This is a genomic window from Cupriavidus sp. H18C1 (genome assembly GCF_049311595.1).
Classification (GTDB): Bacteria; Pseudomonadota; Gammaproteobacteria; order Burkholderiales; family Burkholderiaceae; genus Cupriavidus; species Cupriavidus cauae.
In genome coordinates, this window is the sequence record NZ_CP186008.1 from 1,884,085 (window position 1) to 1,905,321 (window position 21,237).

18 protein-coding genes and 1 pseudogene are annotated in these 21,237 nt (G+C 68.3%); 10 read left to right on the forward strand and 9 right to left on the reverse strand.

Going from position 1 to position 21,237, the window contains the following annotated elements; genetic code table 11:
- Positions 1 to 157 precede the first annotated feature (157 nt).
- The 7 genes and pseudogenes from OJJOAM_RS08780 (at position 158) to OJJOAM_RS08810 (ending at position 8,032) form a co-directional block, all read left to right on the forward strand.
- On the forward strand, positions 158 to 1,156 hold the full coding sequence (locus OJJOAM_RS08780) for a Bug family tripartite tricarboxylate transporter substrate binding protein (protein ID WP_422647724.1): 999 nt from the start codon (positions 158 to 160) through the stop codon (positions 1,154 to 1,156).
- A gap of 86 nt (positions 1,157 to 1,242) precedes the next feature.
- Complete coding sequence (locus OJJOAM_RS08785; RefSeq protein ID WP_422649543.1) at positions 1,243 to 2,100, forward strand: IclR family transcriptional regulator; 858 nt, start codon at positions 1,243 to 1,245, stop codon at positions 2,098 to 2,100.
- A 187-nt stretch (positions 2,101 to 2,287) separates the two neighbouring features.
- The gene (locus tag OJJOAM_RS08790) at positions 2,288 to 3,913 is read left to right on the forward strand and encodes an ABC transporter substrate-binding protein (RefSeq protein WP_422647725.1); all 1,626 of its coding nucleotides are present in this window, start codon (positions 2,288 to 2,290) and stop codon (positions 3,911 to 3,913) included.
- A gap of 90 nt (positions 3,914 to 4,003) precedes the next feature.
- Positions 4,004 to 4,915 (forward strand): ABC transporter permease, encoded by a 912-nt coding sequence (locus OJJOAM_RS08795; RefSeq protein ID WP_226107918.1) that lies wholly within the window; start codon positions 4,004 to 4,006, stop codon positions 4,913 to 4,915.
- Between the two features lie 120 nt (positions 4,916 to 5,035).
- Positions 5,036 to 5,821, forward strand: coding sequence for an ABC transporter permease (locus OJJOAM_RS08800; protein WP_422647726.1), 786 nt, complete (start codon positions 5,036 to 5,038; stop codon positions 5,819 to 5,821).
- Positions 5,818 to 6,843 carry an ABC transporter ATP-binding protein gene (locus OJJOAM_RS08805; protein ID WP_422647727.1) on the forward strand — a complete coding sequence of 342 codons (1,026 nt, stop codon included), beginning with the start codon at positions 5,818 to 5,820 and terminating at the stop codon, positions 6,841 to 6,843. The genes OJJOAM_RS08800 and OJJOAM_RS08805 overlap by 4 nt, the downstream gene beginning before the upstream one ends.
- Positions 6,844 to 6,954: 111 nt before the next feature.
- Positions 6,955 to 8,032, forward strand: a pseudogene (locus OJJOAM_RS08810) (ABC transporter ATP-binding protein).
- 278 nt (positions 8,033 to 8,310) lie between these two features.
- Here the strand turns inward: OJJOAM_RS08810 and OJJOAM_RS08815 are convergent.
- The 3 genes from OJJOAM_RS08815 to gcvA form a co-directional block, all read right to left on the reverse strand.
- Positions 8,311 to 8,595 (reverse strand): hypothetical protein, encoded by a 285-nt coding sequence (locus OJJOAM_RS08815; RefSeq protein WP_150083230.1) that lies wholly within the window; start codon positions 8,593 to 8,595, stop codon positions 8,311 to 8,313.
- A gap of 168 nt (positions 8,596 to 8,763) precedes the next feature.
- Positions 8,764 to 9,477, reverse strand: coding sequence for an MgtC/SapB family protein (locus OJJOAM_RS08820; RefSeq protein WP_422647728.1), 714 nt, complete (start codon positions 9,475 to 9,477; stop codon positions 8,764 to 8,766).
- 87 nt (positions 9,478 to 9,564) lie between these two features.
- The gene (gene gcvA / locus OJJOAM_RS08825) at positions 9,565 to 10,464 is read right to left on the reverse strand and encodes a transcriptional regulator GcvA (RefSeq protein ID WP_422647729.1); all 900 of its coding nucleotides are present in this window, start codon (positions 10,462 to 10,464) and stop codon (positions 9,565 to 9,567) included.
- Positions 10,465 to 10,625: 161 nt separating this feature from the next.
- Here gcvA and OJJOAM_RS08830 point away from each other — a divergent pair, with 161 nt between their 5' ends.
- Positions 10,626 to 12,035 (forward strand): amidase, encoded by a 1,410-nt coding sequence (locus OJJOAM_RS08830; protein ID WP_422647730.1) that lies wholly within the window; start codon positions 10,626 to 10,628, stop codon positions 12,033 to 12,035.
- Between the two features lies 1 nt (position 12,036).
- Complete coding sequence (locus tag OJJOAM_RS08835; protein ID WP_422647731.1) at positions 12,037 to 13,281, forward strand: MFS transporter; 1,245 nt, start codon at positions 12,037 to 12,039, stop codon at positions 13,279 to 13,281.
- A gap of 77 nt (positions 13,282 to 13,358) precedes the next feature.
- Here the strand turns inward: OJJOAM_RS08835 and mnmE are convergent, their stop codons facing one another.
- The 6 genes from mnmE to rpmH all read right to left on the reverse strand — a co-directional run bounded on the left by mnmE (position 13,359) and on the right by rpmH (position 18,667).
- Positions 13,359 to 14,792 (reverse strand): tRNA uridine-5-carboxymethylaminomethyl(34) synthesis GTPase MnmE, encoded by a 1,434-nt coding sequence (gene mnmE, locus OJJOAM_RS08840; protein ID WP_422647732.1) that lies wholly within the window; start codon positions 14,790 to 14,792, stop codon positions 13,359 to 13,361.
- Between the two features lie 92 nt (positions 14,793 to 14,884).
- Positions 14,885 to 15,820 (reverse strand): CHAD domain-containing protein, encoded by a 936-nt coding sequence (locus OJJOAM_RS08845; RefSeq protein WP_422647733.1) that lies wholly within the window; start codon positions 15,818 to 15,820, stop codon positions 14,885 to 14,887.
- Between the two features lie 175 nt (positions 15,821 to 15,995).
- Positions 15,996 to 17,657, reverse strand: coding sequence for a membrane protein insertase YidC (yidC, locus tag OJJOAM_RS08850; protein ID WP_422647734.1), 1,662 nt, complete (start codon positions 17,655 to 17,657; stop codon positions 15,996 to 15,998).
- A 20-nt stretch (positions 17,658 to 17,677) separates the two neighbouring features.
- Complete coding sequence (gene yidD / locus OJJOAM_RS08855) at positions 17,678 to 17,938, reverse strand: membrane protein insertion efficiency factor YidD (RefSeq protein WP_149317364.1); 261 nt, start codon at positions 17,936 to 17,938, stop codon at positions 17,678 to 17,680.
- Positions 17,939 to 17,952: 14 nt separating this feature from the next.
- Positions 17,953 to 18,366, reverse strand: coding sequence for a ribonuclease P protein component (rnpA, locus tag OJJOAM_RS08860; RefSeq protein ID WP_149317610.1), 414 nt, complete (start codon positions 18,364 to 18,366; stop codon positions 17,953 to 17,955).
- Between the two features lie 166 nt (positions 18,367 to 18,532).
- Positions 18,533 to 18,667 carry a 50S ribosomal protein L34 gene (gene rpmH, locus OJJOAM_RS08865; protein WP_006578231.1) on the reverse strand — a complete coding sequence of 45 codons (135 nt, stop codon included), beginning with the start codon at positions 18,665 to 18,667 and terminating at the stop codon, positions 18,533 to 18,535.
- Between the two features lie 815 nt (positions 18,668 to 19,482).
- Between rpmH and dnaA the strand changes: the two genes are divergently transcribed.
- A complete protein-coding gene (gene dnaA / locus OJJOAM_RS08870; protein WP_422647735.1) occupies positions 19,483 to 21,192 on the forward strand; it encodes a chromosomal replication initiator protein DnaA in 1,710 nt (569 codons plus the stop codon).
- The last annotated feature ends 45 nt before the right edge of the window (positions 21,193 to 21,237 follow it).

Here is a 21,237-nt window from a genome sequence, read left to right on the forward strand (position 1 = left end):
GCGCAGTGGGAGACCGCGCAGTCGGAGGCCGAGCAGTTGGATGCCGAGCAGGAACCGCAATAAGGCCGCCGCCGCAGCCGCGACACCGCGCAGCCCTTGTGCGCATATCGATCGAAAGGACGCCGCACGAGCGCCCGACGACAACAGGAGACAAACCATGAACCCGTCCCGCCGCAAGCTGCTGCAGACGTCGGCCGCGCTCGCCGGCAGCCTGGCATTTCCCCACCTGGCCGGCGCGCAGCCGCCCGCCACCGCTGCCAGCGCCGCCATCGACGGCCCGATCCGCATCGTGCTGCCCTACCCGCCCGGCGGCTCGACCGATGCGATCACACGCTTCATCGCCGACCGGCTCGGCGCGGCGCTGAAGCAGACCGTGATCGTCGAGAACCGCCCCGGCGCGGCCGGCATGATCGGCGCGGCGCAGGTGGCCAAGTCGCCCGCCGACGGCCGCACGCTGCTGTTTACCAATACCGCGCTGATCCAGAGCCCGCTGATCCAGCCCAAGCCGCTCTACGACCCGATGACGGACTTCGATCCGCTGTCGCTGGTCGCCGATGCCGCGCAGGTGTTCGTCGCCAACGCCGATCTGCCGGTCAAGTCGCTGCGCGACTACGCGGCCTGGGCCAAGGCGCATCCGGGCTCGGCCTACGGCAGCCTCGGCGTCGGCTCGACCGGGCATCTGTACGGCGAGCTGTTCAAGCGGCGCGCGCAGGTCGAGATCGTGCACGCCGCCTACAAGGGCGATGCACCGGCGATCGCCGATCTGCTGGCCAAGCAGCTGCCGGCCGGCTTCGTTTCCACCGTGGTGGCGCGCACCTATGGCGAGGCGGGCCGCATCAAGGTGCTGGCGACGCTCGGCACCACTCGCGTGCCGTCGATGCCCGATGTGCCGACCTTCGCGGAATCGGGATACCAGGGCTTCGAGGCGATCGGCTGGATCGGCATGCTGGCGCCGCATGGCTGCGCGCGTCCCGTGATCGACCGGCTGTCGACGGAAATCGCGCGCATCGTGCGCTCGCCCGACGGCGCCCGGATGCTGAGCGAGGCCGGCATGCTGCCGCGCGGCACCAGCGCCGACGAGTTCGCGGCGCTGCTCAAGCGCGACCAGAAGGTATGGCAGGCGCTGGTCCAGCAGACCGGCATCCGCGTCGGATGAGCACGATACCGGCAGCGCCGGCCGCGCCGGAAGCCGCGACGCTGTGGCCCGGCGGGCGTCCCGGCGAGCAGTCCAACAGGAGTCCATTGCCCATGCGCGAGACCTCGGCCCCGACCTCGACGTCGTCCTCCTCCTCGACCTCCGCCTCGACCTCGTCCCCGATCACCAACCGGGCCGAACCGAAGGAAGACCGGCATTTCGTCACGGCGCTCGCGCGCGGACTCGAAGTGCTGGCGTGCTTCCGCTCCAGCGACCGTGCGCTCGGCAACCAGGAGATCGCGCAGCGCTGCCGCCTGCCGAAATCGACCGTGTCGCGCCTGACCGCGACGCTGACCCGGCTCGGCTACCTGACCCACTACGAAGGCACCCACAAGTACGCGCTCGGCACCGCCTGCCTGGGGCTCGGCAGCGCGATGCTGTCGCGGCTCGACATCCGCAAGGTGGCGCGGCCGCTGATGCAGGAACTGGCCGACTTCTCCGGTGGCACCGTGTCGCTGGGCGCGCGCGACCGGCTGTCGATGATCTATGTCGAGCACTGCCGCAGCTCGGCGGCGATCTCGCTGACGCTCGATATCGGCTCGCGCATTCCGGTCTCGACCTCGGCGATCGGACGGGCGTGGCTGGCGGTGGCATCCGAGGGCGAACGCGACGCGCTGCTCGAACAGATACGCGAGCTCGACGACGTGGCATGGCCGCGCATCCGCAAGGGCATCGAGCAGGGACTGCAGGACCACGGCACGCTGGGCGTGGCCTGCTCGTTCGGCGACTGGCAGAAGGACGTCAACGGCATCGGCCGCGGCTTCGACCCGGGCAACGGCATGGGGCGGATGGCGCTGAACGTCGGCGGTCCGTCGTACAGCCTGTCGCCCGAATTCCTGCTCAACGAAGTGCGCCCGCGCCTGCTTGAGGTGGTGCGGCAACTGGAGTCGACCTTCCCGAAATAGCACCGAAGCAGCACGGACAGCAGCACGGACAGCAGCACCGAGATAGCACGGACAGCAGCACGGAAGGCAGCACCGACGTAGCACCCGAATAGCAGCGCAATAGCAGCGAAATGGCACCCCGCGACCGCACGGTCCCGTTCTTCCACAAGAAACGCGCCGTCCCGCTCGGCGCAACAGGAGGCGCAATATGCAACAGCACTCGGCATCGGCTCGCTCGAAGCTGACGATCACGATCGGCGCCCTGGCGTTCGGCGCAATGACGGCCCTGTGGGGCACCGCCCAGGCGGCCCAAGCGGCCCAGACGGCCCCGGCGACCGGCAGCCTGACGGTGGCCTTCGGCGCGGAGTCCACCACGCTCGACCCCGTGCGCATCTCCGCGGGCGTCGACCACTATTTCGTCGGCCAGATCTTCGAGATGCTGGTGCGCCGCAATGCCTCGCTGCAGGACGAGAACTGGCTGGCCGAGAGCTGGAAGCTCGAGACCGGCAAGGACGGCAAGCCGGTGCTCGACGTGCGGCTGCGCAAGGGCGTCAAGTTCCACAACGGCGATCCGCTGACGGCCGAGGACATGGAGTTTTCCTGGCAACGGCAGCGCGATCCGAAGGGCAGCTTCTTCTCGCACTACGTGTCGTCGGTCGAGCGCTTCGAGATCGTCGACGCGCATCGCTTCAAGCTGCATTTCAAGGAGCCCGACGCGCAGTTCCTGGTCGGCAATCTGCAGCTGTGGGCGATGCCGAAGAAGTACATCCAGAAGGTCGGCGAGGAGGAGTTCGCCAGGAAGCCGGTCGGCACCGGCCCGTGGAAGTTCGTCTCGCGCACCGTCAAGGACGAACTGAAGCTCGAGGCCTTCGACGGCTACTGGAACAAGGACAAGCGCCCCGGCGTGAAGACGCTGACGATCAAGGTCATTCCCGAGGACCTGACCCGCGTGGCGGCGTTCAAGACCGGCAAGGTCGACTGGATCGACAACGTGCCGCCGTCGATGATCGAGGAGTTCAGGAAGATGCCGGGGGTCAAGACCGCGACGCTGGTCAGCGGCAACAACCTGTTCCTGAACTTCAACACGCAGATGCCGAAGTCGCCGTTCAACGACGTGCGCGTGCGGCAGGCCGCGGCGCATGCGATCGACGTCGACGCGATCATCAAGCGCGTGCTGTTCGGGCAGGGCGAGCGCTATGCGCAGGTCGGCAAGGGCTCGAACGGCTACGACCCGGCGCTCAAGCCGTACGCCTACGATCCCAAGCGCGCGCGCGAACTGCTGAAGCAGGCCGGCTATCCGAACGGCTTCGACACGCCCTGCTACAACCTGACCACGCCCCGCGAGCCCGGCGTCAAGGAAGTGGGCGAGGCGATGTACGCCTATCTGAGCTCGGTGGGCATCCGCTGCCAGGTCCGCAATCTCGAGTACGGCGCGTGGATCAGCCTGGGCAAGCGCGGCCGCAGCGGTCCGCCGGAGATGGACGGCGTGCTCAGCTGGATGTGGTCGCAGGGCCTGCCCGGCGATCCGGGGCTGGCCTGGTCCGGCCATCTGCACAGCTACCAGCCCGGCGGCTGGGGCACGTACTCGTACACCAACGATGCCGAGGTCGACGCGCTGATCGAGAAGCAGCGCCAGACCATGGACCCGGCGGCGCGTACGGAGCTGCTCAAGCAGATCGCGCGGCTCAAGCACGAGCGCGTGCTCGGCGGCCTGCCGACCTATCGGCCGCTGGTGACCTTCGCCTGGCGCGAGGACAAGGTGCATTACGTGCCATGGCCGATCCGCGACTACTGGCGCGCGTTCCAGGAGGTGAGCCTGAAGCAGGCGCAGTGATGCGTCGACGCAAGCCGTCATTCGGGCCGATGCGCGAATGACGGCAGTTCCGTTCGTCGGTCCCCACCCCGGTATCTCACGGAGGCTTGCATGTCCATCGCGAAACGGCTGCTGCACGGCCTGGTCAGCATCCTGGGCGCCAGCGTCATCATCTTCCTGATCTCGCGCCTGTCGGGCGATCCGCTGGCGCTGCTGCTGCCGGCGGACGCGCCGCCCGACGTCATCGAGCAGACGCGCCAGCATCTCGGCCTCGATCAGCCGCTGGTCGCGCAATACCTGAAGTTCCTCGGCCATGCGCTGACCGGCGACTTCGGCAACTCCTACCGCTGGCAGGAGCCGGCGCTCGGCCTGATCCTCGACCGGCTGCCGGCCACCGTCGAACTGGCGCTGGCCGCACTCGCCTTCTCGATCGCGATGGCGGTGCCGTTCGGCGTGCTGTCCGCGGTTCATCGCGGCAGCTGGTTCGATCGCTTCGCCAAGGTCTTCGCGATGGTCGGGCAGGCGATGCCGAACTTCTGGGTGGGCCTGCTGCTGATCCTGTTCTTCGCGGTGCAGCTGAACTGGCTGCCGGCCTTCGGGCGCGAGTCGTGGTCGAGCCTGGTGCTGCCGGCGATCGCGCTGGGCTGGTACCCGGTCGCCGCACAAACCCGCATCGTGCGCTCGGCGATGCTCGATGTGCTCGACAGCGACTACATCCGCATGGGGCGCGCGATGGGCCTGCCCGAACGCGTGCTGGTGTGGAAGTACGCGCTGCGCAATGCGGCCATTCCGCTGGTCACGATACTCGGCGTCTACTTCGCCGCGATGCTGGGCGGCGCCTTCGTGGTCGAGGTCATCTTCGCCTGGCCCGGCGTCGGCCGCACCGTGGTCGAGGCCGTGTTCGCGCGCGATTTTCCGGTGGTGCAGGCCGGCGTGATGCTGACGTCGGTGCTGTTCGTGCTGTCCAACCTGCTGGTCGACCTGAGCTACAGCCTGATCGACCCGAGGATTCGCCATGGCTGATCTGACTGCTGCGAAAACGGCTTCGGCGGCCGACAGCGCCATTGCCGGCGCGCCCCCTGCGCCGACGCGGCGCGATCGCCTGGGGCTCACTGCCCGGGTTCGCGCTGCTGGTCTTCCCCCGTGCTGGTCGTCTGCGCGCTCGGCGGCGAACTGCTGCTGCCGCACGATCCCAATGCGCTGGACCTCGGCATCGCCTTCCTGCCGCCGGCCTGGCTCGACGGCGGCAACTGGGCCTATCCGCTGGGCACCGACAACATGGGCCGCGACCTGCTGACGCGCATCATGGCCGGCACACGCATCTCGCTGGTGGTCGCGCTGTACGCGATCCTGATCTCGGGCGGCATCGGCACGGCGGCCGGCATGCTCGCCGGCTACTTCGGCGGCCGGCTCGATGCGCTGATCATGCGGCTGGTCGATATCCAGATGTCGATTCCCTCGCTGGCGCTCGCGCTGGTGCTGGCCGCGGTGCTCGGCCCGGGCTTCGAGACGGTGGTGCTGGTGATCGTGATCACCTACTGGACCTGGTATGCGCGCATCGTGCGCGGCGAGGTGATGTCGCTGAAGCAGCGCGATTACGTCGCGCTGGCGCGCGTGGCCGGCTGCGGCACGCCGACCATCTTCCGCCGCCACCTGCTGCCGAACCTGCTGAACACGCTGCTGGTGCTGGCCACGCTGCAGGTCGGGCAGGTGATCATCTTCGAGGCCTCGCTGAGCTTTCTCGGCCTCGGCATCCAGCAGCCCGACGTGTCGTGGGGCCTGATGCTGGCCGACGCGCGCAACTACATCACCAACGCCTGGTGGGCGATCACGATGCCGGGGCTCGCCATCATGGCGACCTGCCTTGCCTCGAACCTGCTGGGCGACTGGCTGCGCGACCGCTTCGATCCCAAGAGGAGGCAGCTATGAGCCATGCCGACACCGCGACCGCGCGTGCTTCGACGGACGCCGTAAGGGGCGCGCCGATGCTTGACGTGCGCAATCTGACCACGCACCTGACGCTGCGCCGCGGGGTGGTACGCGCCGTCGACGGCGTCGACCTGCATGTGCACGAGGGCGAGACGCTGGGCGTGGTCGGCGAGTCGGGCTCGGGCAAGTCGATGACGATCCTGTCGATCCTGCGGCTGCTGCCGCGCCAGACCGGCGCGCGCATCGGCGGCAGCATCGTGCTGGACGGCCAGGACCTGCTGCAGGTCTCCGAGAAGACCATGAGCGAGGTCTATCGCGGCCGCAAGATCGCGATGATCTCCCAGGACCCGCTGACCTCGCTCAATCCGGTCTTCACCATCGGCGACCAGGTCGGCGCGCCGCTGCGCCATCACGGCATCGCCCGCGGCGAGGCGGCGCGGCGGCGCGTGGTCGAGGTGCTCGACAGCGTGCGCATCCCGTCCCCCGACGCGCGGCTGAACGACTATCCGCATCAGTTCAGCGGCGGCATGCGGCAGCGCGTGGTCACCGGCATGGCGATCGCCAGTGCGCCGCGGCTGCTGGTGGCGGACGAGCCGACCTCGGCGCTCGACGTGACCATCCAGGTGCAGATGATGGCGCTGTTTCGCAAGATCCAGGCGCAGACCGGCGTCGGCATCATCCTGATCACGCACGACCTCGGCGTGGCCGCCAGCATCTGCCACCGCGTCGCGGTGATGTACGCGGGCCGCATCGTCGAGACCGCCGATGTGCGCACGCTGTACAAGCGGCCCGCGCATCCGTACACGCAGGCGCTGCTGAACTCGATTCCGCATTTCGGCCAGAAGAAGGAGCGGCTGTTCGCCATCCAGGGCAGCCCGCCGAGCTTGATCAATCCGCCGGCCGGCTGCCGCTTCGCCGCGCGCTGTCCGCATCGCAAGCCGCTGTGCGACGACGCGTATCCGCCCGAGGTCGAGCTCGAATCGGGCCATCGCGTCGCGTGCTGGCTGGCGAGCGGCACGTAGGGGCGAAGGTCGAACGCCGAACGTCCGAAGGCCAAACGCAGAACGCAGAACGCAGAACGCCGCATGTCCGGACCTTGCTCCCGGAACATTGCAGCCAGCGCAGGAGTGCCCATGTTGCTCGAAGTGCAGGACCTGAAGAAACACTTCCCCGTGCACGGCGGCGGCGCCGTGCGCGCCGTCGATGGCGTCAGCTTTGCCGTCGACGCCGGCCAGACCTTCGCCCTCGTCGGCGAGTCGGGCTGCGGCAAGACCACCATCGCCAAGCTGCTGCTCCTGCTGGAAAAGCCCAGCGGCGGTGCGATCCGCTTCGATGGCCAGGACGTGCTGACGCTGGACCGCAAGGGGGGTACAAGGCTATCGGCGGCAGGTACAGGCGGTGTTCCAGGATCCGTCGTCGTCGCTCAATCCCCGCCTGAAGGTGCGGATGCTGCTGGCCGAGCCGCTGCTGGCGCATGGCCTCGGCGGCGATCGCGCGGCGCTGCAGCGCCGGCTGCTCGACCTGCTGGAGATCGTCGGCCTGCCGCCCGGCGCGCTCGAGCTCTATCCCCACGAGTTCAGCGGCGGCCAGCGCCAGCGCATCGCGGTGGCGCGCGCGCTGGCGCTGCAGCCGCGGCTGATCGTGCTCGATGAACCGACCTCCGCGCTGGACGTGTCGATCCGCGCGCAGATCGTCAATCTGCTGGCCGATATCCAGCGCAGCTTTGGCCTGGCCTATGTGGTGATCGCGCACGATCTCGCGCTGGTCGAGCACTTCAGCAGCGCGGTCGGCGTGATGTATCTCGGCGCGATGGCCGAGAGCGGCCCCAGCGAGGCGGTGTTCGGCGCACCGCGCCATCCGTACACGCAGGCGCTGCTCGGTTCCGCGCCGCGTCCCGATCCGGATCATCAGCCGACCGAAGGACTGATCGTCGGCGAGATCGGCTCGGCGCTGGCGCCGCCGTCCGGTTGCCGCTTCCATCCGCGCTGCCCGCATGCGATGCCGGTATGCGCGCAGCAGGCGCCGGCGATGCGGGCGATGGGCGCGGTGGGTGCGGTGGGTGCGGTGGGTGTGGTGGGTGCGGTGGGTGCGGTGAGTGCGGTGGGTGGCCGCGATGCGGGACTGGCCCATCTCGCGGCCTGTCATCTGCTCGACGGCGGCCGTGCAACGGTAAGCGCGGAGTTTGTGAACGATGTCGCGACGATTCCGTGATTCCGTGATTCCGTGATTCCGTGATTCCGTGATTCCGTGATTCCGTGATTCCGTGATGCCGTGATGCCGTGATGCCGTGGTGCCGTGGTGCCGTGGTGTCGTGGCCCGCGTAACGAACGGGTCAAAAAAAAGCCAGCCGACAGGCTGGCCAAGAACCAAGGAGACACACAAACGCGCATAAACGTCGCGCGCAAAACGGAACAAGCACTACAAGGTACTGCGGAACTCGCCGCGGACTGGCGTCAATACCGCGTCCGCATTCGCAAACGGATTCGTCGTCAACCGACGAAGGCCTGGCGGCAACGCAGCGCCATCACCTGTGCCTCGAACGCGCGTGCCGCCAGTTCGGCAAGGTGGGCGGTGCGACGGCGCCGCGAAGGCGTGTCGGACTGCGCGGCGTTGGTGGCCTTTGCGGCCTTCCTGCTGTTGGCGGTGTTCGCCGTGTTCGTGGTCTTGCTGCTTTCCGCGTCCTCGTTCAAGTGCCATGCGGCGCGGGTGACGGACAGAATCCGGGCAAATGCCCGGGCATGCTCGACAGGCATGCCGACAAGGGCCGGGGCCATGATTGCTTACCTCTGAGTTGTTCGGTACGGCGTGACAAATCAATACCAACCGTAACTGAACGATACACAGGGGTCCGGCGGGTCCTTATCAAGCGTGCGCCGAAAGCAATGTGGGTCTAGTCCTACAAAAACGTGGCCCGGAAATTTGGCGGAAAATGACCCTCACGTTCAGGTCGTACTTGGGCTCCAGAACGCCTGCCGCACCGCCGGCAGCGCGGCCAGCCGCTGCACCAGACGGTCCAGCGCATCGCCATCGAAGGAGCTCGCCACCAGCGTCGCCTCGATCTCGACCTCGTCCTGCCCGAACGGCTGGATGTCGAGATCGTGCACCGGATAACCGCCGCGCTCCAGCGCCTCCTCCAGCTGCGCCATGACCGCCTTCTGCTGGCCGCGCTCGGCGATCACGTGGACCGTGCCGGTGACCTCGACCGACTCGACGTCGAGCGGCTTGCGGTTGATCGCATCGACGATGGGACGCAGCAGCGTGTTGGCCGCCAGTACGAACACCGTCGCCAGCATCGCCTCGAGAATCAGATCGGCGCCGGCCGCCGCACCGACGCCGGCCGAGCCCCACAGCGTCGCCGCGGTATTGAGCCCGCGCACATTGCCCTCCTCCCGCATGATCACCCCCGCGCCGAGAAAGCCGACGCCGGACACGACATAGGCCATCACATGCACCGCGCCATCGTGCCCGTGCAGCCGGTTGGCGACATCGACAAACACCGCGGCACCGACCGCGACCAGCACATTGGTCCGCAGCCCCGCGGTGCGCTGCCGGTACTGCCGCTCGAAGCCGATCGCGCCGCCGAAGACGAAGGCGGCGGCCAGGCTGACCAGCGTGTCCAGCAGCGAGGCGAGATTGACGTTGTGGAAGGCTTCCATGCGGGCTCCTGACGCGATGTGACTGCCAGCGCAGGGCGCCATCGTGCGATCGCCATGCGCACCGATATCGAGGACGGGATGCGGCGGCTAGGAAGAACCGGCGCGGCCCGCCTCTTCCAATATCCACTCGCGAAACGCGGCAATCTTCGCGCGCGCGTGGCTTTCCTCGGGATAGACAAGGTAATACGCAAAGGCATCGAGCAGCGTGACGTCGGCGAGCCGGACCAGCGAGCCGTCGACCAGTTCGCGCGACACCATCGCGGCCGGCAGCAGGCCGGCGCCCTGCCCGGCCATCACCGCCTTCCACAGCAGGCTCGAATCGTCGAACGACGGTCCGCGCGGGCGCTCGATCTCGTCGATGCCCTGCGCCTGGAACCACAGATGCCAGCCCTTGCGCTCGGTGTCGTGGACCTGCGGCCAGCGCAGCAGATCGGCGGGCGTGGCCGGCATGCCGAGCTTGCGCACCAGCGCCGGCGCGGCCACCGGCACGATCTCCACGGCGAGGATCCGCTCGCTGTGCAGGCCGGGATATTGGCCCAGGCCGTGCCGGACCGCGACGTGCACGCCGTCGCGGGTGAAGTCGGCCAGCGCGGTGGTGGTGATCACGTGCAGGTCGATGTCCGGATGCGCCTGCTGGAACGACTGCAGGCGCGGCACCAGCCACGCGGCCGCAAAAAAAGGCGTGACACTGACGTTCAGCAGGCCGGTGTCGGCGGGCGCCGCGATGCGGCCCGTCGCCTCCTTGATCTGCCGGAATGCGTTGCGCACCGGCGGCAGATAGGCCCGCCCCGCTTCGGTCAGGTAGATGCCGCGGTTGACCCGCTGGAACAGCTTGACGCCAAGGTGCGACTCCAATGCCTTGACCATCTGGCTGACCGCGCCGGCTGTCACGCACAACTCCTCGGCGGCGTGCTTGACCGACAGATGCCGGGCGGCGGCCTCGAAGGCCCGCAAGGCATTGAGCGGTGGCAACTTCTGGTTTGACATTAGATTTTCTAAGGCGAAAAGCGCACGGAATCTGGTTTGCCGGCGTGCAGCGGAAAAGTTAAGTTTGGGGCGTTATCTGGCCATGTCAGCGCAGCATCGGGTACGGTCTGGCGCAGGGCCGGTTCAATTCTACTTAACCTTGGATGGCATCCGATAAAAACATGGCGACCGCCTCGCATCTGCTTCCCATCACCGAACTTGCCCCACAAATCCGGCGGCGCGAGGTCTCGCCGACCACCGTGGTCCGCGTGCAGCTCGATCGGATCGCTGCGCTCGACGGTGCGCTGCATAGCTACGCAGTCGTCATGGCCGACGCGGCAATGGCCCAGGCCGAAGCAGCGGAGGCCGAAATCGCCGCCGGCCGGTATCGCGGCCCGCTGCATGGCGTGCCGATCGGCATCAAGGACCTGTGCTGGACCGAGGGCGTGCCGACCGCCGCCGGCATGGCGATCCATCGCGACTTCCGGCCGGACCGGGACGCCACCGTGGTCCGGCGGCTCCGGGACGCGGGCGCGGTGCTGCTGGGCAAGCTGCAGCTGACCGAAGGCGCGTATTCGGACCATCACCCCTCGGTGACCGCGCCGGTGAACCCGTGGCACGCCGACTACTGGCCTGGCATCTCGTCCAGCGGCGCCGGCGTGGCCACGGCAGCCGGCCTCTGTCATGGCGCCATCGCATCGGATACCGGTGGCTCGATCCGCTGGCCGTCGGCCGCCAATGGCGTGACGGGGCTGAAGCCGACGTGGGGCCGGGTCAGCCGGCATGGCGTGTTTGCACTGGCGCCGTCGCTGGACCATGTCGGCACCATGGCGCGCAGCGCGGCGGATGCCGGTCTGCTGCTGCAGGCCATTGCCGGCGTGGACCCGGAGGACCCGACCGCGCTGCACGAGCCGGTGCCCGACTGCCTTGGCGCGATCGCGACGGACCTGCGCGGCGTCCGCGTCGGCATCGATGCGGACTGGAACGGCGACGGCGTCGATGCCGAAGTCCGGGCCATCGTCGGTGCGGCCACCGAAGTTTTGCGAGCACTCGGCGCGACGTTGGTCGATGTCCGCGTTCCCGACGCGGTGCGCGCCGGCAGCGGACTGGCCGACGACTGGGCCGCCAACTGCGCGGTCGAGGCGGCCGTCGCGCATGCCGCCACCTACCCTGCGCGGCGCGGCGAATATGGCGCGGTGCTCGCCTCGGTGATCGAGGCGGGACGCGCGCTGTCCGGCATCGACTATCAGCGGATCCTGCTGCGCCGCGCGCAATTGCGCGGCCGCATGGTCGCGCTGCTGCGAACCGTCGACCTGCTGCTGACGCCGGTGCATCCGTATGCGCCGCTGTCGCTGGCCGCGGTGCGCACGCTTGGCGAACAGCCGGCGCTGATCGCGGGGCTGCAACGGTACACTTGTCCCTTCAACCTGACCGGCCATCCGACCCTCACGCTGCCAGGCGGTTTGTCGCGGCAAGGGCTGCCGATCGGCTTTCAACTCGTCGCCCCGCATCTGGGCGAAGCGATGCTGGTGCGCGCGGGCGCCGCCTTCCAGGGCGCCACCGGCTGGCATCGCCAACATCCGGTGAACTGACATGACGACACTGGTGTTCAAGCAGCGCGTGTTCTACGGCTGGTGGGTGGTGGCGGCCGCGTTCGCGGTGACCTTCGTCGGCTTCGGCAGCGCCTATACCTTCAGCGCGTTCATCGAGCCCTTGCAGCGCGAATTCGGCGCGTCGCGCGGCGCGGTGTCGCTGGTGTTCTCGCTGGCGGGCTTCCTGTATTTCGCGCTGGGCATCGTCAGCGGACCGCTGGCCGACCGCTGGGGCGCGCGCCGCCTCTGCATCGCCGGCATGCTGCTGGTCGGCGCGGGACTGGCGCTGGCGAGCGTCGCGCGCAATATCGTCGAGGTCTATGCGGCCTATGGGCTGGGCGTGGGACTTGGCGTCGGTCTGGCCTATGTGCCGGCGGTGGGCGCGGTGCAGCGCTGGTTCGTCAAGCGCCGCGGCCTCGCTTCGGGGCTCGCGGTCAGCGGCATCGGCGTCGGCACGCTGGCGATGCCGCCGCTGGCCGCGCTGCTGATCGACGGCATGGGCTGGCGCGACGCCTATCTGACGCTGGGCGTGCTGGCCGCGGTGCTCGGCGTGGGCGCCTCGCTGTTGCTGGAGAACGATCCGCGCGAGCGTGGCCTGGCAGCGGACGGCGAGCCGTTGCCGGTCCATGACCACGCCGCGCCGCCGTCGGCCGATCTATCGGTGCGCGACGCGGTGCGGACGCGCCAGTTCATCAGCCTCTATGCGGCCTGCCTGATCGCCTCGTTCGGCGTCTTCGTGCCCTTCGTCCATCTGGTGCCGCACGCGCAGGACCTCGGCATTGCCCAGGGCTCGGCGGTGCTGCTGTTGGGCGTGATCGGCATCGGTAGCACCGCCGGGCGCTTCTTCCTCGGCAGCCTGGCCGACCGCATGGGCCGCCAGCGCTTCCTGCTGTGCACGGTGATCGCGCTGGCGTTCACGCTGGTGATCTGGGCCGTCGCCACCGGCTTCTGGATGCTGGCCCTGTTCGCCTTCCTGTTCGGCGCCTGCTACGGCGGCTGGGTCGCGGTGCTGCCTGCGGTGGTGATGGACCTGTTCGGCGGCCGCAATGTCGGCGGCATCATCGGCGTGCTGTACACCAGCGTGGCCTTCGGCACGCTGATCGGGCCGAGCGCGGCCGGTTACGCGTTCGATGCGAGCCGCAGCTATACGTTGCCGATCCTGGCGGCGGTGGCGGCGAATCTGATTGCGGGGGGAATCCTGATGGTGGCGGCGCGGGGGACGAAGCGAGGGTCGGCGCAGGGCTGACGTCAAAACCGTCAATCCGTCAGCCCACCAACCCCACAGCCCGTCAGCCCGTCAACCCGTCAACCCAAGGGCCTGCCTTACTTGCCGATGCAGAACCGCGTGAAGATCGTGCCCAGCAGATCGTCGCTGGTGAACTCGCCGGTGATGCTGTTCAGGTGTTCCTGCGCCAGCCGCAATTCCTCGGCGAACAGGTCCAGCGCCTTGTCCTGCTGATCGGCGCGCTCGGCGGCGAGGTCCAGATGCGACTGGGCGCTGCGCAGCGCGTTCAGATGGCGCTCGCGCGCGAGGAACGCGCCTTCGTTGCCGGCCTGCCAGCCGATCACGCGCAGCAGTTCGCGGCGCAGCAGGTCGATGCCGGCGCCGGTGCGCGCCGAGATCCAGATCTCGGTCGGATTGGGGCCATTGGCGACCACCACGTGGGGGCGGTTGCCGCCGAAGGTGATGGCGCCGACCGCGGGCGCGAGGTCGATCTTGTTGACGATGCGCAGGATCGGCGCGCCGGGCGGCAGATGGCCCGACAGGCGGTCGTCGATCGCGTCGTCGATCTCGGACAAGCCGTGCTGCAGATAGTCGGTGGCGTCGATCAGGTGCAGCACCACGTCCGCGCGGCCGATCGCTTCCCAGGTGCGCTCGATGCCGATGCGCTCGACCTCGTCGACCGCGTCCTCGCGCAGTCCTGCGGTATCGATGATATGCAGCGGGATCCCTTCGATCTGGATGGTCTCCCGTACGCGATCGCGCGTGGTGCCGGCGATCGGCGTGACGATGGCCAGTTCCGCGCCGGCCAGCGCATTGAGCAGCGACGACTTGCCGACGTTGGGCTGGCCCGCCAGCACCACCGACAAGCCTTCCCGCAACAGCGAACCCTGCCGCGCCTGCGCCAGCACGCCGCCGAGCGCGGTGCGGATGGTATCGAGCTGGCCGCGCGCATCGGAGGCCTCGAGGAAGTCGATCTCTTCCTCCGGGAAATCCAGCGTGGCCTCGACCAGCATGCGCAGATGGATCACCTGCTCGACCAGCGCGCGAATCGCCTCGGAGAACGCGCCTTCCATCGAGCGCGCCGCCGAACGCGCGGCGGCCTCGGTGCTGGCCTCGATCAGGTCGGCGACGGCCTCGGCCTGTGCCAGATCGAGCTTGTCGTTCAGGAACGCGCGGCGCGTGAATTCTCCCGGTTCGGCCAGGCGCAGCCCGACTTCGCGGCCGGCCTGCAGGCAGCGCGTCAGCAGCATCTGCATCACCACCGGGCCACCGTGGCCCTGCAGCTCGAGCACGTCCTCGCCGGTGTACGAATGCGGGCCGGGGAAGAACAGCGCGATGCCGTGGTCGATCACCTCGCCCTTGCCGTCGAGGAAGGGCAAATAGGTCGCGCGGCGCGGCGTCAGGGACTGGCCGCAGATCGCGCGCGCAATCGTGCCGGCTTCGGGTCCGGACACGCGGACCACGCCGATGCCGCCCCGTCCGGGCGCGGTGGCGATGGCGGCGATCGTGTCGATGCTGGGCTGGGCGGTCATAGGGCGGTATTGTCGCAGATCAACGCGGCGCCGGCGTCACTGGTTGGAGGTCACTGGTTGGAGGTCACTGGTTGGACGTCACCGGTTGGAGGTCACGGGTTGGAGGCCACCGGTTGGATGTCGCCGGTTGCGCTGCCACCGGTTGGGCCGCCACCGGTTGGATGGCCATCCGGGGGGGAGCCGGTGGGTGCCATCGGCATCTCGGCTCCCTCGAAGGGCGCGTCGGCGCCTGGGCCCGACAGCAGCGCGGACAGCAGGCCGCGTGCGCTGGCCGCATCGGTCTGCGCGCCGAGCCTGGCCTGGCGGGCGACCAGCTTGCGATGCACGCGTCCGGTGTAGCGCCCGGGCAGCACCGGGCCAACCGCCTCGATCGCGTAGCGCAGGCGCTTGCCGGCGACGCGCAGCGCGTGCAGGACGTCGGCCGCCGGCGCGAGCGTCAGGTCCGCCTCCGTGCCCAGATCGCGCCAGCGCGCCTTCAGCGCCCGCACGCTGCGCCGCGCCTTGCGCACGCGCCGGCGCGCCAGCCGGCCCAGCGGCGCATTGGCCTTGCCCGGGATGCCGTCGACCGCGCGGTGCCGCAGCGCGGCCAGGTCGTCGTCGAGCACCGGCAAGGTCTGGCTGCGCTGCGCATGCAGCACCGACAGCAGCGTCGCGCGCGCCGCCTCGCGGCGGGACTGCGCGGTGTCCAGCAGCGCCAGCAGCACCGGATCGCCCGGTTGGCGCGACAGCGCGGGCTGCAGCGTGTCGGCGATCAACACGTCCCAGTCGCGCACCGGCCCGGTGGCCCGCATCAGGTCCCGCAGCACGATGCGCCAGCGCGCCGCCACCGCGCCCGGCAGCGCCGGCGCGAAGACCCAGCGCACGGCACGCAGGTGGCGCACCGCCACGCGCAGGGCATGCAGGTCGTCGGGCCGGTCGCGCCGGTCCATGGCGCGCAGCGCGTCGGCGATCCGCTGCAGATCGGCGGCGGCCAACGCGGCAAAGGCGTCGAGCGCGCGCATCCGGCGTTTCAGTGTGAGAGTGCCCATGTCGCCCTGTGGGGGCCGGCGACTCGCGCCGGCCCGCTGTCAATCCACCTGGCTACAGTGTAGGAAACGACCTCGCCTGATGCGGCGCATGGTCGTCTTTGGGCCCGGCGGCCGTCCAAAAGAAAAAGCCCGACGCTTTCGCGTCGGGCTTCCTGCGGCGAGGTGCCGGTCGGGCTCAGCCCTTGGCCGGCGCCGGAGTCTTGCCCTTGCCCAGCATCCGGTTGATCTGCCATTGCTGCGCGATCGACAGGATGTTGTTGACCACCCAGTACAGCACCAGGCCGGCCGGGAAGAAGAAGAACATCACCGAGAACACCAGCGGCATGATCATCATCACCTTGGCCTGGATCGGGTCCGGCGGCGTCGGGTTCAGCTTGGTCTGCACGAACATCGACACGGCCATCACGATCGGCAGGATGTAGAACGGGTCGGGCACCGACAGGTCCTTGATCCAGCCCAGCCACGGCGCGCCGCGCATCTCGACCGACGACAGCAGCACCCAGTACAGCGCGATGAACACCGGGATCTGGATCAGGATCGGCAGGCAGCCGCCGAGCGGATTGACCTTCTCGGTGCGGTACAGGCCCATCATCTCCTGGTTCATCTTCTGCGGGTCGTTCTTGTAACGCTCGCGGATCGCCGTCATGCGCGGCTGCAGGTCCTTCATCTTGCCCATCGACTTGTAGCTCGCCGCGGACAGCGGGAAGAACACCAGCTTGATCAGCACGGTCAGCGCGATGATCGACCAGCCCCAGTTACCCAGGATGCCGTGCAGCTTCTCCAGCAGCCAGAACAGCGGCTTGGCGAGGATGGTCAGCCAGCCGTAGTCCTTGACCAGCTCCAGGCCCGGTGCGATCTGCTCGAGCATGTGCTCTTCCTGCGGGCCGGCGAACAGGCGCGCATCGGTCGACACCGTCGCGCCCGGCGCGATCTCGCCCAGCGGCTGCTGCACGCCGACGCGATACAGGTTCGGATCGATCTGCTCGACGTAGAAGCTGTGCTGCTTGCCGGTCTGCGGCAGCCAGGCCGAGGCGAAGTAGTGCTGCACCATCGCGACCCAGCCGTTGTCCGACGGGGCGGGCAGCGTGACCTTGCCCTTGGCGATGTCTTCGAAGCTGATCTTGTGGTACTTGTCCGCGTCGGTGTAGACGGCCGGACCGGTGAAGGTGCTGTAGAACTGCGACTGCTCGACGTGGGTACCGTCGCGCGCCAGTTCCATGTACAGCGTCGGCGAGACCGGCTGGGCGCGGTTGTTCGTCACGTCGAAGTGCGTCGCGACGACATAGCTGCCCTTCTGGAAGCGGTAGGTCTTGGCGAAGCGCACGCCGTCCTTCTCGGCGGTCAGCACGACGTCGAGCGAACCGGCATTGCCCAGGTCGCGCGGACCCGGCGCGGCGGTGAACACCGTCGTGTGGTTCGGCAGGTCGCCGTTGATCAGGCCCGAGCGCGCCATATAGGTATGCGCGGCGCTGCGCTGGAACAGCACGACCGGATTGCCGGCCTCGTCCTTGTGGCGCAGCAGTTCGAGACGAGACAGGATGCCGCCCGCGGTATCGATCTCGGCACGGACCACGTCGGTCGTGATGACGATCTTCTCGCCGGCCGGCGCAGGCGCCTGCGGCGCGGCTGCCGGGGTGCCGGTCGGGGACGCGCCGCCCACCGCCTTGGGCACGTCGCTGCGCGCCTGCGGGGCGCTCGCCGGCGTGCTGGTCGCGGCCGGTTGCGAGGCGCTCGGGAAGAACATCGAGGCGTGGCCGTTGGCGCGCTGCCAATTGTCGTAGAGCAGCACGAGGGACATCGAGAAGATGACCCAGAGGATGGTGCGTTTGATATCCATGTCTCGCTGTATCTGGGAATTCAGGGTCTGGGCAGCCGGACGCTGACCGTCGGGCGGCCGGCGTCGCGCGAAGGCGGCACCGGATCATACCCGCCTTGCGCGAAGGGATGGCAGCGGCACAGCCGGCGGGCGGCCAGCCAGCTGCCGCGCGCGGCGCCATGAGCGACGATGGCTTCGCGGGCGTAATCGGAACAGGTCGGCAGGAAGCGGCACTGCGAGCCCAGGTAGGGACTCAGCGCGATCTTGTAGAAGCGCAGCAGGGCAAGCAGGATAGGCTTCATGTCGGTGCCCTCGATCAGGCGCCGGAAGGCGAGGTGAGCGCAGCGGGCGGAGCGGACGGCAGGGGCCGGGCGGCGACTTCCATCAGCTCGGCCAGTTCGGCCTGGCAGGCCAGCCGGACTGCACGGCGGCTGGGGAATTCGGTGCGCGGGAACTTGGCCTGCAATCGCAGCAACACGTCGCGGCCGACCAATTGGTCCTGCCGCTGGCGGAACAGTTCCCGCACCATGCGCTTCACCAGATTACGCTCGGCGGCGCGCGGCGCAAACTTCTTGCCGACCACGATGCCGAGCCGAGCCTGCGGCTGGCCGTTCGCACGGACGTAAAGCACGAAATGGGCGCTGCGGCGCCGCGGGCGCAAAGCAAAAACGGATGAAAACTCATCCGTCTTTGTGAGCCTCGCGGCTTTGGGGAAGGCATGGGTCGGCACGCTGGTCAGACTGGGCTGGCACGCGTTGCCGGGCCGTCCTGGGGGGCAAGGCAAGAAGGGACAGCGGCAAGGGCGGCGGCCGGGACACGACCGCGCCGGGTCCCGCCATCATGCGCCAGCGGTTGCCGGCTGCATCGATGCGGGCCGCCGTCCCGTCACCCGGCCCTTAGACTGCCAGGCGCTTGCGGCCCTTGGCGCGGCGCGCGTTGATCACGGCGCGGCCGCCACGGGTCTTCATGCGCACGCGGAAGCCATGGGTACGCTTGCGGCGGGTAACGGAAGGTTGGTAGGTACGTTTCATGTTGCACTCTCTGGTTGATCTGGGCACGCCCGGCCGGCTAGGGGCCTTGGCTGCCGCGTATGGTTCGCATGGGGGCCGCCGCGGATGCGGTACTGCCGACGCTTGTGATTGTCCTGAAGCTGACCTGACGCCGGCCTTGGGTGTCGCGATACAGGTCTCGCGACGCAGGCTGGGCGGGATGACCGCGCGGCTGGCGCGGGCGACCCGAGCTCAGGTCCGCCGCCGCTCAAGAAATGAAGCGGGTCAGACCCGGCGATGCGCATACGTGATCCCCTGCCGCATCGCAGAACCCGCCATTTAACGGATTTTCTGCGCGCCTGTCAAGGCTGCCGTGGGAGGATGCCGCTGTGCGGGTGCACGCATAGGCTGGCAAGCCCGTTTTCTTGTCCACAGTGGTGCGAAGCACATTTTGGAGTGGCCCAAACACCGCTTTTTCCGCGTGATGCGAAGGACAATCCCCTTTTAAATCAAGCGATTGCCCTCTATAAGTGCCGGCTGCGGCGCTGCACGCTTCCAGGTTGTGCACAGTCATCCACCGAATTTTCACAAGTTGTCCACAGACTTATCCTTTGTGGATAACTTGGGCCGGGGGGTACAATCCCGGTCCAAACACAACACGGCCTGCGTGGCGCACGCACAACCCGAGGTGTGCAGGACATGACGGTTAGGCGGCTTGGCGGGCGGGGGGATCCGACAAGCCGGCTGCGGTAGCGGTCATGCCGGCACTCGGGAGACAGCGGCGCCCGTTTTTTATTGGGACTCGAAAGACTGCTGACGTGACGCCAGGCAGCCGTGGCACTACCCAACAACAACCGATGCAAGATTTCTGGCAGGCGGCAGCCGCGCAGCTCGAGCGCGAACTGACGCCTCAACAGTTCAAAACCTGGATCAAGCCGCTCGCGCCGGTCGCGTTCGATGAGAACGCCCTGTCGCTGCGCATTGCCGCGCCCAACCGCTTCAAGCTCGACTGGGTCAAGAGCCAGTTCTCCGGGCGCATCACCGCGCTGGCCTGCGAGTACTGGGAAGCGCAGGTGAGCGTCCACTTCGTCCTCGACCCTACGGCGTCGGGGCGTGCGGCAGCGAACGGCTATCAGGCCCCCGGCAATCCGGGCGGCCCGTACGGTCCTGCCCAGGATCCGGCCGCCCCCGGTGGCGTGGGTCCGGCCGCCCATCTGGCGCCGGCCTACGGCGCCGGCCAGGCGATGGGCCAGCCGCCGGCGCACGGCGGCCAGGCGCCCGGGCCAGGCGCGCTGATGTACGGCGCACCGGAGCAACCCGGTGCCGGCGTTGCCGCGCCGGCCGGCTATGGCGGCATCCACGGCGGCATCGGCGCCGGCATGGGCAACCCGCAGGCCGCTCCCTACCCCGGTGGCGGCCAGCCGATCGGCGCCGACGTGGTCGATGTCGACGTGCCGCAACTGGACCCGGCCGAGGCCGCGGCGCGTTCGTATCGCGTCGCGCAGCAACCGATGCCCGGCCAGCAGCCGGCCGACACGGTCCATGAGCGTTCGCGGCTCAACCCGATCCTGACCTTCGACAATTTCGTCACCGGCAAGGCGAACCAGCTGGCGCGCGCCGCGGCGATCCAGGTCGCCAACAATCCCGGCAAGTCATACAACCCGCTGTATCTGTATGGCGGCGTCGGCCTGGGCAAGACCCACCTGATCCACGCGATCGGCAACTTCATGCTGATGGAGAACCCGCGCGCCCGGATCCGCTATATCCATGCCGAGCAGTACGTCTCCGATGTGGTCAAGGCGTATCAGCGCAAGGCGTTCGACGAGTTCAAGCGCTATTACCACTCGCTCGACCTGTTGCTGATCGACGACATCCAGTTCTTTTCCGGCAAGAACCGCACGCAGGAAGAATTCTTCTATGCGTTCGAGGCGCTGATCGCCAATCGCGCCCAGGTCATCATCACCAGCGATACCTATCCGAAGGAAATCACCGGCATCGACGACCGGCTGATCTCGCGCTTCGACTCGGGCCTGACCGTCGCCATCGAGCCGCCCGAGCTGGAGATGCGCGTCGCGATCCTGATGAAGAAGGCCGCCGCGGAAAACGTTTCGGTGCCGGAGGAAGTGGCCTTCTTCGTCGCCAAGCACCTGCGCTCGAACGTGCGCGAACTGGAAGGCGCGCTGCGCAAGATCCTCGCGTTCTCGAACTTCCACGGCAAGGACATCACGATCGAGGTCACCCGGGAAGCGCTGAAGGACTTGCTGACCGTACAGAACCGGCAGATTTCGGTAGAAAACATTCAGAAGACCTGCGCCGATTTCTACAACATCAAGGTCGCCGATATGTATTCCAAAAAGCGGCCTGCCAATATCGCGCGGCCGCGGCAGATCGCGATGTATCTGGCCAAGGAACTGACGCAGAAGAGCCTGCCTGAGATCGGCGAGCTGTTCGGGGGACGCGACCACACCACCGTGCTGCACGCGGTACGCAAGATCGCCGACGAGCGCAGCAAGGACGCCCAGCTCAATCACGAACTGCACGTTCTGGAACAGACCCTGAAGGGTTGAAAACCCGGCGCTGGGGATTTTGCGGGACGGGTAGCGCGGGCTGGC